The 15,243-nt window shown below is 32.3% G+C and carries 11 protein-coding genes; 10 read left to right on the top strand and 1 reads right to left on the bottom strand.

From position 1 onward, the window contains the following. Positions 1-182: 182 nt before the first annotated feature. The 4 genes from KA833_RS04050 (at position 183) to ltaS (ending at position 5,131) form a co-directional block, all read left to right on the top strand. The gene (locus KA833_RS04050; protein WP_071562148.1) at positions 183-386 is read left to right on the top strand and encodes a hypothetical protein; all 204 of its coding nucleotides are present in this window, start codon (positions 183-185) and stop codon (positions 384-386) included. Positions 387-408: 22 nt separating this feature from the next. Continuing rightward, on the top strand, positions 409-1,116 hold the full coding sequence (locus tag KA833_RS04045; RefSeq protein WP_073343224.1) for a 5-oxoprolinase subunit B family protein: 708 nt from the start codon (positions 409-411) through the stop codon (positions 1,114-1,116). Next, entirely contained in the window at positions 1,104-2,108 is a 1,005-nt protein-coding gene (locus KA833_RS04040) for a 5-oxoprolinase subunit C family protein (RefSeq protein WP_046207393.1), read from the top strand. Before KA833_RS04045 ends, KA833_RS04040 begins: the two co-directional genes overlap by 13 nt. A 1,082-nt stretch (positions 2,109-3,190) precedes the next feature. Then, positions 3,191-5,131 (top strand): lipoteichoic acid synthase, encoded by a 1,941-nt coding sequence (gene ltaS, locus KA833_RS04035; RefSeq protein WP_210128526.1) that lies wholly within the window; start codon positions 3,191-3,193, stop codon positions 5,129-5,131. A 521-nt stretch (positions 5,132-5,652) separates the two neighbouring features. Here the strand turns inward: ltaS and KA833_RS04030 are convergent. After that, positions 5,653-6,471: a ZIP family metal transporter gene (locus KA833_RS04030; RefSeq protein ID WP_046207395.1), complete on the bottom strand. Its 819-nt coding sequence runs from the start codon at positions 6,469-6,471 to the stop codon at positions 5,653-5,655. Between the two features lie 112 nt (positions 6,472-6,583). Here KA833_RS04030 and KA833_RS04025 point away from each other — a divergent pair, with 112 nt between their 5' ends. The 6 genes from KA833_RS04025 to KA833_RS04000 all read left to right on the top strand — a co-directional run bounded on the left by KA833_RS04025 (position 6,584) and on the right by KA833_RS04000 (position 15,039). Then, the gene (locus KA833_RS04025; protein ID WP_064209524.1) at positions 6,584-8,464 is read left to right on the top strand and encodes an ABC-F family ATP-binding cassette domain-containing protein; all 1,881 of its coding nucleotides are present in this window, start codon (positions 6,584-6,586) and stop codon (positions 8,462-8,464) included. 13 nt (positions 8,465-8,477) lie between these two features. Then, a complete protein-coding gene (recQ, locus tag KA833_RS04020; protein WP_046207397.1) occupies positions 8,478-10,256 on the top strand; it encodes a DNA helicase RecQ in 1,779 nt (592 codons plus the stop codon). 287 nt (positions 10,257-10,543) lie between these two features. Further along, a complete protein-coding gene (locus KA833_RS04015; protein ID WP_064209522.1) occupies positions 10,544-11,506 on the top strand; it encodes an ABC transporter ATP-binding protein in 963 nt (320 codons plus the stop codon). Then, positions 11,503-13,017, top strand: a complete 1,515-nt coding sequence (locus KA833_RS04010) for an ABC transporter permease/substrate-binding protein (RefSeq protein WP_210128527.1) — start codon at positions 11,503-11,505, stop codon at positions 13,015-13,017. The genes KA833_RS04015 and KA833_RS04010 overlap by 4 nt, the downstream gene beginning before the upstream one ends. Positions 13,018-13,204: 187 nt before the next feature. Beyond that, on the top strand, positions 13,205-14,260 hold the full coding sequence (hisC, locus tag KA833_RS04005) for a histidinol-phosphate transaminase (RefSeq protein WP_046207400.1): 1,056 nt from the start codon (positions 13,205-13,207) through the stop codon (positions 14,258-14,260). Between the two features lie 230 nt (positions 14,261-14,490). Further along, positions 14,491-15,039, top strand: a complete 549-nt coding sequence (locus tag KA833_RS04000; protein WP_210128528.1) for a 5' nucleotidase, NT5C type — start codon at positions 14,491-14,493, stop codon at positions 15,037-15,039. The last annotated feature ends 204 nt before the right edge of the window (positions 15,040-15,243 follow it).

Raw genomic sequence — 15,243 nt, 5'->3', positions numbered from 1 at the left:
AGAAAAATATAAATTTTAATTCTAATAATTGTGATAAAACGTTATTGCGATAGTGTTTGATATCCATAATTGAATGTATCAAATATGCTACACATAGATATAGTTTAACTGTAAGTTATGAAGTAAGTTAAACAAAGTTATATGCGTCTTAAAAATCTAATGTCAGCAAGCGAGGCAAAATAATGATATGGATTTGGATTTTATTAATTATTACGCTAATCGGCCTTACAAAATGGTATGTAACCTATTTAATGAATCACCATAAATATTATATTACTAAGTTAGTCATCACTATTTCATGTGCTATTCAATTTATATTTATCTATGGTTTAGTTAAAGAATTAATACGCTACTTAATACAAATATTAAATGTATTTTATCGATAGACACAATAGATGAGGTGAATTTATGAAGATATATAGTCAAGGTGACCAAGCAATTGTGGTTTCTATAGAAAAGGAAGTTTCCAAAGATTTAACTGATGATTTACTCGCATTAAAAACATATCTTATTAATAAAAATTATCCTTTTATTACAGAAATTGTACCAACAGAGTCGGATATGATGATTTGTTATGATGCTAGAGATATGATTAAACATCACAACATAAAATCACCTTTTTTATATATGAAAGCACTTTTGCAATCTGTTCAATTAGAGATAAAACATGTAGAAGAAACACCCTTACCCATTCAGATACCTGTAGTATATGGTGGTGACTTTGGACCAGATTTAGCATCCTTGCTAAAATATTATAAAATGGATTTCGACAAATTTGTAAAATTACATACAAATTCGAATTTTTTCGTATCAATGATGGGCTATTCTCCAGGATTTCCGTATTTAACAGGGATGGATAAACGCTTATTTGTCAATCACACAGGTGGCAAAAAAGCATTTATTCCTGCAGGATCAGTGATTATAGAAGGTAAGAAAACTGGTATTACTACAATTGATACTTATGGTGATTGGCTAGTGATAGGCTACACACCAGTGGAATTATTTAATCCACATCAAACAGATTTTACAACTTTAAAATTAGGGGATAATGTGCAATTTCAAGCTGTGTCAGAGGATGCATTGGATTTAGGAGGATTTAAACCATGTCAATCATAATAGAAAATGAAGGATTGTTCTCAAGTTTTCAAGATTTTGGGCGTATCGGTTATGAGCACAATGGTGTAATCCCTAGTGGTGCTTTAGATCCATTATCACATGAAATTGCAAATCGATTAGTAGCCAACGATAAACATGAAGCTACTTTAGAAATGACCAATAGAATGGCAAGTATTCGTTTTACTGAACCTACTTTAATTGCATTAAGTGGTGGCAGTTTTAAAGCTAAAACTGCTAATTTAAAAGTTTTACCCAATAAACTTTATTTAATGGAAAAAGGTGATGTACTCGAGTTTACAGAAACTTCACGGACATCAAGAGTCTATTTAGCCGTTGGTGGTGGATTCGAGCTAGATGAATGGTTGGGTTCTACTTCAACTGATTTTATGTCTAAACTTGGTGGTTTTCATGGGCGCAAACTAGAAAAAGGTGACGAAATCAATATGAAACGTGATTATACAGAACGTCACCATAAACTTTTTGAAAATCTTGAACATACACATCAGACTGACTGGGGTATAGATGGCTATGCGCTTTCTTTTAATTATATGTCAGATGTATTTCATGTCATTAAAAATAAAGGAACAGAAGATTTTAATCAAAATGCTTTAAATCGTTTTACTTACGGGGAATATAAAGTGACAAGTAAAGCGAATAGGGTAGGTATGTATGTCGAAGGCCAACCTGTTAAAGCATTTTATGAAGATATGCCCGCACATCAATCTGTACAAATAGGAACAATTCAAGTTAAGAGAGATGGTACGCCAATTATTTTGTTAAATGATCATTACACGTTAGGGAGCTATCCACAAATAGGGACAATTGCCAGTTACCATTTAACTAAGTTAGGTCAAAAACATCCTGGTACTAAATTGAAATTTCAATTTATAGATGTTGAAACTGCCGAAAAGAACTTAATAAAATATACTAATTGGTTAAACCAATTGTTTCATGGTATCGAGTATAGAATGCAATTAGAAATGTTAAAATAATGTACACGATTAGAGAATGAAGTGTATGTGTGTATAGCAAAATGTTACGAGCATTAGCATTTAAAATTAATAATCAGTTAATCTATAAAACATTATTATATTAAGACGCTTTTGAGCTAAAGAATCTTAGAACAAATAAAAGTGTCTTGGACGAGTAAAAAAAGGCAATTTCTATTGAAATATTATAGAAATTGTCTTTTTCAATATTGTTTTATTTATAGTTAGCTCATTGAGTTATTACTTGAGTTTCTATAGATTTATATCTCAAGCTGCTTTTTTATGTTGGATGATTTTTATAATATGTCTGTTGCTTTCGACAAATACTTAAGTAAAATATAGTTCTAAATTAATGTATACAATACATGGTCAATGATTATTCGAAAAGCGTTCAGCTATAGCAATTATTTCGTAGATTTACTTTTGGTCTTTCGTATTTATTATCAACAGCATGAATGTCGAATATGATAAGATTTAGTAATTACTTAAGTCATTCTGTATAATTTAACCTTTATTTAAATAGGTCCAAGGCCTGATTAATTTATTAAATAGAACAAGTATAATTATAAAGGAAATTTAAATTTTAACCTTATTTTAATCGCGTATTCATAATAGGTTAATGATACCTTCATAAAACGGTTAAATCAGCTTTTTAAATTAAAAAAAGTGTGTTTTTACTTGATATTAGTCAAGAATTGCTTTATATTTATTAATTGAACTATAATCGTTTTATTACAATGATATTACAGAGTGAACGCAGTGTAAAAACGATGTAAAACATAACAAAACGCATTAACATAATTTACATTACAACAAATATAATTTTTCACAAAAGAACAAATAAAATTCATTGAAAATAAAAAATTGCTACTTTATAAAAATAAATTAGTGACATAAGAAAAAAAGATGTGTTTTAAAAGAAAATACAGGAGTTACCGTGTTTTTTAACTTAAATTTTAACTTTCGCAAATAACGATAAAGATGTTGGTAGAAATTATCACTTACGCGCTAACAACGGGTACAAAGCATTTAATCTAGCTAGGTATTAGCACAAACTTTTATTAATTTATATCGGGGGAACAGACATGAGTCTACACAAAAAGAAACTAACTCTTTTTGCGTTTTTTATTTTAACTGTTATAACAGTTACTGCTAAAACGTATTTTTCATACTATGTTGACTTTTCTTTAGGTGTTAAAGGGTTAGTTCAAAATTTAATTTTATTAATGAATCCATATAGCTTAATTGCATTAGTATTGAGTATTTTCTTATTCTTCAAAGGTAAGAAAGCATTTTGGTTTATCTTTATAGGAGGTTTTATTTTAACCTTCTTATTATACGCAAATGTTGTATATTTCAGATTCTTCTCTGATTTCTTGACTTTTAGTACATTAAATCAAGTAGGAAATGTTGAATCAATGGGTGGCGCTGTATCAGCTTCATTTAAATGGTATGACTTTGTTTACTTTATCGATACAATCATTTATTTATTTGTATTAATCTTCAAACAAAAATGGTTAGATAAGCGTGTGTTTAGCAAGAAGTTTGTTCCAGTAATCATGGCAGCGTCTGTTGCATTATTCTTCTTAAACCTAGCTTTTGCAGAATCTGATCGTCCAGAATTATTAACGCGTACATTCGATCATAAATATTTAGTGAAATACTTAGGTCCATATAACTTCACAGTTTATGATGGTGTAAAAACGATTCAAAATAATCAACAAAAAGCGTTAGCAAATGAAGATGATTTGACAAAAGTTTTAAATTATACGAAACAAAAACAAACACAACCAAACCCAGAATATTTCGGTGCAGCAAAGAAAAAAAATGTGATTAAAATACACTTAGAAAGTTTCCAAACTTTCTTGATAAACAAAAAAGTAAATGGCGAGGAAGTTACACCATTCTTAAATAAACTTTCTTCTGGTAATGAAGATTTTAGATATTATCCGAACTTCTTCCACCAGACAGGACAAGGTAAAACTTCAGACTCAGAATTCACTATGGATAACAGTTTATATGGTTTACCACAAGGTTCGGCATTCTCACTTAAAGGGGATAACACGTACCAATCATTGCCAGCTATTATGCATCAACAACAAGGATACACATCTAGCGTAATGCACGGTGATTATAAAACTTTCTGGAACCGTGACCAAGTATACAAACATTTTGGTGTAGATAAGTTTTATGATGCAACATATTTTGATATGTCAGAAGAAAACCAAGAGAACTTAGGTCTGAAAGATAAAGAATTCTTTGATGAATCAGCTGATTATTTAGCGAAGGAAAAAGAACCTTTCTATAGTCACTTAATAACGCTAACAAACCATTATCCATTTACATTATCTTCAGAAGATGCATCAATTGATAAACCAAATACTGGTGATTCAACAGTTGACGGTTATGTTCAGACAGCGAGATATTTAGACGAATCGTTAGAACAGTTTGTAAATGAATTGAAGAAAAAAGGTATCTATGATGATTCCGTTATTATGATTTATGGTGACCATTATGGTATTTCTGAAAACCATAATAAAGCGATGGAAAAATTATTAGGTGAAGACATTACACCAGCTAAGTTTACAGATTTAAACCGAACAGGCTTCTGGTTGAAAATACCTGGTAAAGAAGGTACTGTTGATAAAACTTATGCTGGACAAGCAGATGTAATGCCAACATTATTACATTTAATGGGTATTGATACTAAAAATTATCTCATGATGGGTACAGACTTATTGTCAAAAGATCATAATGACACAGTACCGTTTAGAAATGGTGACTTTGTAACGAAAGATTACAAATATGTAAATGGTAGAATATATGATAATAAAAATAATGAGCCAGTTACAGAAAAACCAAGCGATTTTGATAAACGCAAACAACAAGCTGAAAAAGACTTGCAAATGAGTGATGACGTCCTAAACGGTGATTTATTGAGATTTTATGATAACCCTGACTTTGATAAAGTGAAACCATCAAACTATAAATATGAAACAGGTCCACAAGGACAAGAGAAAAAATAATTAATACTTTAGCCCTAATCCATTATTTAAAATGGATTAGGGCTTTTATATATATGTAAGTGTATTGAATGGTATTTTATGATGCGCATGATGATTGTATTGAATTATTTAATATGAGTGAACTTTAAGCAGGGTAGGATAGCAGATTAGTACATATCCAGAGCAAACATGCACATTATAAAAAAGAATGCTAAAAAGGCTAGAACATAAATCCCCATTCTCAAAAAGAGATTGTTTGAGACATTTAGTTCTTGGACAAATGTGACGTATTTTGGCGAGACGCTTGAGTGAATAGGAGAAGCTGAAGACTACAGGCTGAAGCTGTTCCCCTAAGAAAGTGAATCACCAATATGAAGTATTGAAAAAATAGAAGCACTCAGATGAATTGAATTAAATCATCTGAGTGCTATTTTTCTTGTATTTACCCCAAAATCTTTGTTTTGAACTTGAGACGATTGTCTCAGCTTCATCATTTTTTTATTTAAAAAATGGATTCAAGTTATTTCTTTTTCTTTTACCTTTTATCCAAGTGCAACGTCTAAAATCATCATGATAGTAAAACCTAGCATTAAACTTAATGTTGCTAAATCAGTATTATTACTAGCTTGAGAGTCTGGTATAAGTTCTTCTACAACTACAAATATCATCGCTCCAGCGGCAAAGGCGAGTGCGTATGGTAACATAGGTGTAATGAACAGTACTGCAGCAGCACCTATAGTAGCAAATATGGGCTCAACAATTGCAGATGCTTGACCATAATTAAAAGCTTTCCATCTTGAAGCCCCAGCTGCTCTGATAGGCATAGAAAGCGCAGCACCTTCGGGAATATTTTGAATCCCGATACCAATTGCCAAACCAAGTGCGCCTAAGAAAGTGGCTTGTCCATTACCGGCTACTACGCCACCAAATGCTACACCAATAGAAAGCCCCTCTGGTATGTTATGGAGTGTAATAGCCAATACAAGTAATGTATTTTTATTGAGTTTTTTTGTTCCTACACCTTCTTGGTATTGGTTAGTGTCTTGGGTGTTTGGGTGAATGTGTGGGATAATTAAATCTAACGCGCGTATAAAAAAACCGCCCAATAAAAAACCTATTGCTGCTGGTAACCATGCAATAGATGAACCTGAACCATAATCAATAGATGGTTGTAATAGAGACCAGAAACTGGCAGCAATCATTATGCCTGCAGCAAAACCTTGCATTGAGTTCAGTATTTTATCATTAACTCTTTTAAATATAAAAACTGCAGCAGCCCCTAATGCAGTCAACAACCAAGTGATGATACCGGCGATGAGTGCTTGGATAAAAGGAGGTAAGTCTTGAAAAAAATCTGACATAAGCTACGCTCCCTTGTATCATTTGAGTTCAAAAAGGTGTATAATATATAGAACTGAAATTAAGTTTAACAGAATTAATTATAATTTTCGATATTAAAAAGGATGTTGGACGATGGAAGCCTACAAAATTGAACATTTACATAAATCATATGCCGATAAAATCATTTTTGATGATTTGCATCTGTCTATTTCTGAAGGAGAAAAAATAGGTCTTGTAGGTATTAATGGTACAGGCAAAAGTACTTTGTTAAAGGTAATCGCTGGTTTGGATGAAGACTTCGAGGCAGAGGTTTCACATCCTAATGCATATCGCATACGTTATTCGTCTCAAAAGCAAGAATTCGAAGAAAATTTAACGGTTTTTGAAGCGGTATTAACGTCAGAGACAAAGACACTTCAAGTGATACGTTCATATGAAGCTGCTGTAACAAAATATAGTGAGACACAGAATGAGACAGATTTTCAACAGATGATGCAAGCACAAGAAGCAATGGATACATATCAAGCTTGGGATTATAGTGCTGAAATCAAAACTATTTTATCAAAGCTAGGCATCAATGATACGACTAAAAAAGTGAGAGAACTTTCGGGTGGCCAACAAAAACGAGTTGGTCTTGCTAAAACACTTATAGAGCAACCAGATTTATTACTCTTGGATGAACCTACGAACCATTTAGATTTTGAGTCAATTAGTTGGCTAATTAATTATGTTAAACAATACCCACATACAGTGCTGTTCGTAACTCATGATCGTTATTTTTTAAATGAAGTATCATCTCGTATTATTGAATTAGATCGTGGGAAATTAACTACTTATCCCGGTAATTATGAAGATTACATCGCACAACGCGCTGAAAATGAAGTCGTAGAGCAAAAACAACAAGCGAAACAACGTGCATTATATAAACAAGAATTAGCTTGGATGCGTGCAGGAGTTAAAGCACGTTCTACTAAACAACAAGCACGAAAAAATAGATTTAAAGATTTAGAACATGATGTAAAAAATCAACAACAACAAGATAAAGCCTCTTTAAATCTTGCATATTCACGTTTAGGTAAACAAGTTTTTGAACTTGAAAACGTGTCAAAACACATCGGCGATAAGGTATTGTTTGAACACATCACAGAAATTATACAAAATGGACAACAAATTGGTATCGTTGGACCAAATGGCGCCGGTAAAACAACATTACTGAATATTTTGAATGGTGATGACCAAGCGTTCGAAGGGGCATTGAAAGTTGGTCAAACTGTTAAAATTGCTTACTTCAGACAGACAGAAGCGCGCTTAGATCGAGACATCAGAATGATCGATTACTTGCGTGAAGAAAGTGAAGTAGCTAAAGAAAAAGATGGAACTGCTGTTTCTGTTACACAGTTGTTAGAACGCTTTTTATTCCCTAGTGCAACGCATGGAAAAAAGGTGTATAAATTATCTGGTGGAGAACAAAAAAGATTGTATCTATTAAAATTATTAGTACATCAACCTAATGTTCTATTATTAGATGAACCGACGAATGACTTGGATACAGAAACTTTAACCATTTTAGAAGATTATATCGCTACTTTTGGTGGTACAGTCATCACGGTGAGTCATGATAGATATTTTTTAAATAAAGTTGCTCAAGAATATTGGTATATTCATGATGGCAAATTAGAACGTATTATAGGAAGTTTTGATGACTATGAAGCATATAAAAAAGAGATAGATAAACGCCAAATGCAAGAAAAGCAACAATCAAAAGTGAAACCAACATATGCAAAGAAAAAGAAAAAGGGTCTATCATATAAAGAAAAACAAGAATATGAAACAATTATTGCGCGTATTGAAACAACCGAACATAGATTAGAAGAGATCGAACAAGAAATGGTTGAAGCAAGTTCTGATTACGCTAAAGTCAAAGAATTAAATGAAGAACAACAAAATCTTAATACGTTGTATGAAGATGATATAACAAGATGGAGCGAGCTTGAAGAATTAAAAGAACAATGAGGGATTATATAACATGGAAGCAACATTATCACATTATTTTGGCTATGACACATTCCGTCCAGGTCAAAAAGAAATAATAACTAAAGTAATGGATCATCGTAATGTGCTTGGCGTTTTACCAACTGGTGGGGGAAAATCAATTTGTTATCAAGTGCCGGGATTAATGCTAGGTGGTACCACAATCGTAATCAGCCCGTTAATTTCACTTATGAAAGATCAAGTTGATCAATTGAAGGCCATGGGGATTCGCGCAGCATATTTAAATAGTAGTTTGACACAAAAGCAACAAAAAGATATTCAAACACAACTGAAAAGTGGGGAAATCCAATTTTTATATGTTGCACCAGAACGTTTTGATAATGCCAATTTTATGCGCTTATTACAGCAGTTAGATATACACTTAGTTGCGTTTGATGAAGCCCATTGTATTTCAAAATGGGGACATGATTTTAGACCAAGTTATCAGGAAGTCATCCATAAAGTTTTTGCACTACCACAAGATTTTTCAATTGTAGCATTAACAGCAACAGCAACAATCGAAGTACAAAAAGATATTATGGATCGCTTAAACATCGATAAACACGATGAAATCAAAACAAGTACGAAACGACGAAATTTAATATTTCAAGTTAATCCAACGTATCAGCGTCAAAAGTTCGTATTAGAATATGTTAAAGATCATCAAAAAGAAGCAGGCATTATATATTGTTCGACACGTAAACAAGTAGAAGAACTACATGAAGCATTAGAAAACAATAAAATTAGCAGCACAATATATCATGCTGGTTTATCCAATAAAGAGCGGGAAGCAGCTCAAAATGATTTTGTATATGATCGTGTGCGTGTCGTAGTTGCAACGAATGCATTCGGTATGGGGATTGATAAATCTAATGTGCGCTTTGTGATTCACTATAACATGCCTGGTGATTTAGAATCGTATTATCAAGAAGCGGGTCGTGCAGGTCGTGATGGACTGAAAAGTGATTGCATCCTTTTATTCAGTGATAGAGACATTGGTTTACACCAATATTTTATTTCATCTTCAAAAGCAGACGATGATTACAAAGAAAAAATGGGTGAAAAATTGAATAAAATGCTACTATATACGAAAACTAAAAAGTGTCTAGAAGCAACACTCGTACATTATTTTGAACCCAATGAAAAACTAGAAGAGTGTGAGCAATGTAGTAATTGTGTTAGAGAAAATAAAACATATGACATGACGAACGAAGCGAAAATGATCGTAAGTTGTATTGCACGTATGAAACAGCAAGAAAGTTATAGTGTTATTATTCAAGTTTTAAGGGGTGAAGACTCTGATTATATTCGCTATTGTGATTATAATCAATTGTCCACACATGGCATTATGAAAAACTATACGACATCTGAACTCAGTCATCTTATGGATGAATTGCGATTTAAAGGATTTTTAAATGAGCATGATGAAATATTGATTTGCGATGTATCTGTAAAGGAATTGCTAAATAATCAAATTTCAATTTATACAACACCATTTAAACGTAAATCAAAAGAAAAAGTTAACATCAATACCGTAGAAGGCGTAGACCGTGCCTTATTTGATGAATTAGTTGCCGTGCGTAAACAATTAAGTGAAAAATTAACTATTCCACCAGTAAGTATTTTTTCAGATTTTACTTTGGAAGAATTTGCCAAGAGAAAACCAGAATCAAAGCAAGATATGATCTTAATTGATGGTGTTGGAAGTTATAAATTAAAACACTACTGTCCAATATTTTTAGAAACAATACAATCTTATAAAGCTCAAATTTAGTTGAGCAAATAATTGTTTTTAGAATATATAATCTCATATACTTAATTTTAACGGTATTAGTATTTTACATTGAAATAATTGCGATAAATACGAAGTTAATTTGACAACTATTAATATACTATACAAGTACAAATGTAATAGTGATATTGATCGGTTTCAATTAACTTCGTTTTTGTTTTATCTAACTATGTTCAAAAGGGTTAAATGATACATTAATCGGTTATGTGTTAACTATGTGAATTTTTTTAAGTGATAGTAAAGGCAATGAAAAGAGTGAGGGTGAAAAATTGATAGAATTTAAAAATGTAATCAAACGTTATGGGGATAAAAAGGCTGTAGATGATCTTAGCTTTAATATAAAAGAAGGTGAGTTTTTTGTTTTAATCGGACCTTCAGGTTGTGGTAAAACAACGACATTAAAAATGATTAATCGTTTAATTTCATTAACAGAGGGATTTATTTATTTTAAAGGTAAACCAATTAGTGACTATCCAGTATATGAAATGCGTTGGGATATTGGTTATGTCTTGCAACAAATTGCATTATTTCCACATTTAACAATAAAAGAAAATATTGCACAAGTACCACAAATGAAAAAATGGAAAGACGTGGATATTGATGAACGTATAGATGAGTTGTTAAATATGGTTGGCTTAGAGCCAGAACTTTTTAAAGATAGAAAACCAGATGAACTATCAGGTGGGCAACAACAACGTGTTGGTGTGGTGCGTGCATTAGCCGCAGACCCACCAGTTATATTGATGGACGAACCTTTCAGTGCATTAGATCCAATCAGTCGAGAAAAACTACAAGATGATTTAATAGCATTACAGCAAAAAATAAAGAAAACAATCGTTTTTGTAACACATGATATACAAGAAGCGATGAAACTTGCTGACAGAATTTGTCTATTAAACAAAGGACATGTAGAGCAAATAGATACACCTGAAAATATGGTTAATCATCCTAAAAGTGATTTTGTAAAACAATTTGTTGGGGATAAATCACTTAAAATAGAAAAAGATATTAAACTATCAGAACTTATTGGAGAATTAACGATTGATGAACAAGCAGCTACCAAAGGCTATCCTATTGTTAACAGCGACGTCTCTATTAAAAACATTTATAGTGATTTAGCTAATCATGATGCTATAATTATTAATGATGAATCGACTGCTACTCAACATGTGCTTAAACGCGAAGATATGTTTAAATATCTATCCGAGCATACAGGGGGTGGTCAAAGATGAATGAATTAATAAATACACTTTCAGATCGAAAGGGACAATTGTTAACTACGATATTTGAGCATATCCAAATATCATTTATTGCATTGCTCATTGCTGCAATAATTGGAGTACCATTAGGTATTTTGCTCACGAAGACACGTAAGATTTCTGAAATTGTGATGAATATTGCGGCAGTACTACAGACAATACCATCATTAGCATTGCTTGGTTTGATGATACCACTGTTTGGTATTGGTAAGGTACCAGCAGTGATTGCGTTAGTAGTGTATGCATTATTACCGATATTAAGAAATACATACACTGGTATCAATGAAGTGGATAGCTCATTAATTGAGGCAGCTAAGGGTATCGGTATGAAGCCAGGAAGAAGATTAACGAAAGTGGAATTACCCATAGCTATGCCAGTAATTATGGCAGGTATTAGAACAGCTATGGTATTGATTATAGGGACTGCTACATTAGCAGCTTTAATTGGTGCTGGTGGTCTTGGTGATTTGATTCTTTTAGGTATAGATAGAAATGACACATCATTGATCATTATTGGAGCGATTCCCGCAGCTTTATTAGCAATTCTTTTTGATTTAGTTTTACGGTATATGCAAAAGCTGTCCTATAAAAAGTTACTTATTTCTCTAGGTGCAATTATTATAATTCTGCTATTAGTGATTATTGGACCAATGTTTGCTCAAAAAGGAGATAAAATTACATTAGCAGGTAAACTTGGGTCAGAACCATCTGTAATTACAAATATGTATAAAATTTTAATTGAAGAAGAAACAGATGATACAGTAGATGTTAAAGACGGCATGGGGAAAACTTCATTCCTATTTAATGCTTTGAAATCTGACGATATAGATGGCTACCTTGAGTTTACAGGTACTGTACTTGGAGAGTTAACAAAGGAAGATTTGAAATCTAAACAAGAAAATAAGGTATATCAACAAGCAAAATCAAGTTTAGAAGATAAATACGATATGACTATGTTAAAACCAATGGAATATAACAATACTTATTCATTGGCAGTTAAAAAAGATTTTGCGAAAAAACATAACCTTAAAACGATAGGTGACTTAAACAAAGTAAGTGACCAAATTAAGCCAGGTTTCACATTAGAGTTTAATGATCGTGGTGATGGTTATCCAGCTGTTAAAAAAGCATATGATTTAGATTTTGGAGAAGTTAAGACGATGGAGCCGAAATTAAGATATCAAGCAGTTGAAAGCGGAGATATTAACTTAATTGACGCATATTCAACAGATGCCGAATTAAAACAATACGATATGGTTGTTTTAGAAGATGATAAAAAGGTATTCCCACCATATCAAGGTGCACCTATGTTTAAAACATCATATTTAAAGGAACATCCTGAAATCAAAGCACCACTTAACAAATTAGCAGGTAAGATATCTGATGAAGATATGCAACAAATGAATTATGAAGTTACAGTGAAAAAACAAGATCCTTATGAGGTAGCTAAAAACTATTTAGAAAAACATAATTTAATTGATTAATTCATAAGACAATACGAGTTTAACAATGTGTTTTACTATGTTAAAGCACACATTAAGTTGAACTCGTATTTATATTTGATTAAATTCTCACTTCAAAAAAAGTTACATTGATTTTCAATGGAAATAAGGTATATAATGGTTACTAAGTTTTGAAATTTCTGTAAATTTAAGGAGGCCCGAATCAACAATGAAAAAACAAATAGAACAATTATCAGCATATCAACCAGGTTTATCACCAAGAGCACTAAAAGAACAATACGGGATTGAGGGTGAACTTTATAAATTAGCTTCTAATGAAAATTTATATGGACCGTCACCTAAAGTGAAAGACGCAATCACGCAGCATTTAGATGAATTGCAATTTTATCCTGAAACGGGTTCTCCGTTAATTAAAGAAGCAATAAGTGAGCATTTGAATGTTGATCCAGCACGTATTTTGTTCGGTGCAGGATTAGATGAAGTGATATTAATGATTTCACGTGCTGTTTTAACTAAAGGAGATAAAATTGTTACAAGTGAAATGACTTTTGGTCAATATTATCATAATGCCATAGTAGAAGCAGCAGATGTTGTTCAGGTACCACTAAAAGATGGTGGGTTTGATTTAGAAGGCATACTTTCTGAAGTTGATGATAACACTAAACTTGTATGGCTATGTAACCCTAATAATCCTACTGGCACATATTTTACACATGATGAATTGCAACGTTTCTTGTCACGTGTGCCTCAAGAAATACCAGTAATTATAGATGAAGCTTATGTTGAATTCGTGACAGCTGAAGACTTTCCAAATTCATTAGCACTACAAGAGCAATTTTCCAATGCTTTTTTACTTAGAACGTTCTCTAAAGCATATGGATTAGCAGGTATGCGTATTGGATATGTGGTCGCTGCTCAAGAAGCAATTGAAAAGTGGAATATTATACGACCACCATTTAATGTAGGACGGTTATCAGAACACGCTGCACTTGCTGCATTAGAAGATCAAGCGTATTTAGATTCTATTCGTGAAAAAAATGCTCGAGAAAGAGCAAAATTCTTTGATTCAGTTAGTAGTCATAAATTAAATCCAAGCCAAACGAACTTCATTTTTGTGAATACGTCACGACCTCACGAATTGTATGAAGCATTGTTAAAACAGGGGTGCATTACAAGAGAATTTCCGAATGGTGTCAGAATTACGATTGGCTTCCCTGAGCAAAATGATAAAATGATCGAAGTATTAAATAACTTTGATTTATAACAAACATCATTTATAACGTTCAATAAATTAAAATGTATAAAGCTTGAACTATATAACGAAAATATTTAATTTATATAGTATATTATGATAGGCTTATGTACAATTTTGGTTTCATTGAACGTTTTTTGCTATACTAATAATGATAAACAGGGTCATGTTGTCAGATGATTAATGTAATCATGCGTGATCATTGTTAGTGAATGAGAACTTAAAAGGGAGTAGAGTATGAGATGACTAGAAAATCAATTGCTATTGATATGGACGAAGTACTTGCTGATACAGTAGGTGCACTGATTGAAGATGTGAACAAACGTACAGATTTAGGTATAACCTATGATATGCTGGACGGTAAAAAATTACGTCACGCAATGCCCGAACATGATGGCTTATTGCATGAAATTTTACGCGAACCAGGTTTTTTCAAAAAATTGAAAGTGATGGCACATGCTCAAGAAGTTGTGAAAAAATTAACTGAATACTATGATGTTTATATTGCTACTGCTGCAATGGATGTTCCTACATCATTTCATGATAAATATGAATGGTTAAGAGAGTATTTTCCATTTTTAGATCCACAGCACTTTGTTTTTTGTGGGCGTAAAGATATCGTAAATGCAGACTATCTCATAGATGACAACCCTCGTCAGTTAGCTATATTTACAGGTAAGCCAATTATGTATACTGCGTCTCATAATGTAAACGATGATCGTTTTACACGTGTAGATGACTGGTTTGATGTTGAAAAATATTTCTTAGGTGACCGTGATTACGATATATAAATTTAATGACATGCACGTATCTTTGTGTGTTTAAATATGTAATTTTAATGATGCTATACTTAAAATGTGCAGAATCTTGAAAATTCATGAGTGAGCGGGCGATAAGTTCAAGTGTACTATCTATACTTTAAGAGAGTAAACATTTCTAAACGCTATATCAAAAGGACTAATCCATTGTGTACGTGAACTGCACCCTGTCAAGTA

Source organism: Staphylococcus sp. GDY8P67P (genome assembly GCF_017892545.1).
Classification (GTDB): domain Bacteria; phylum Bacillota; class Bacilli; order Staphylococcales; family Staphylococcaceae; genus Staphylococcus; species Staphylococcus ureilyticus.
This window is presented reverse-complemented; position numbering and strand designations above follow the sequence as displayed.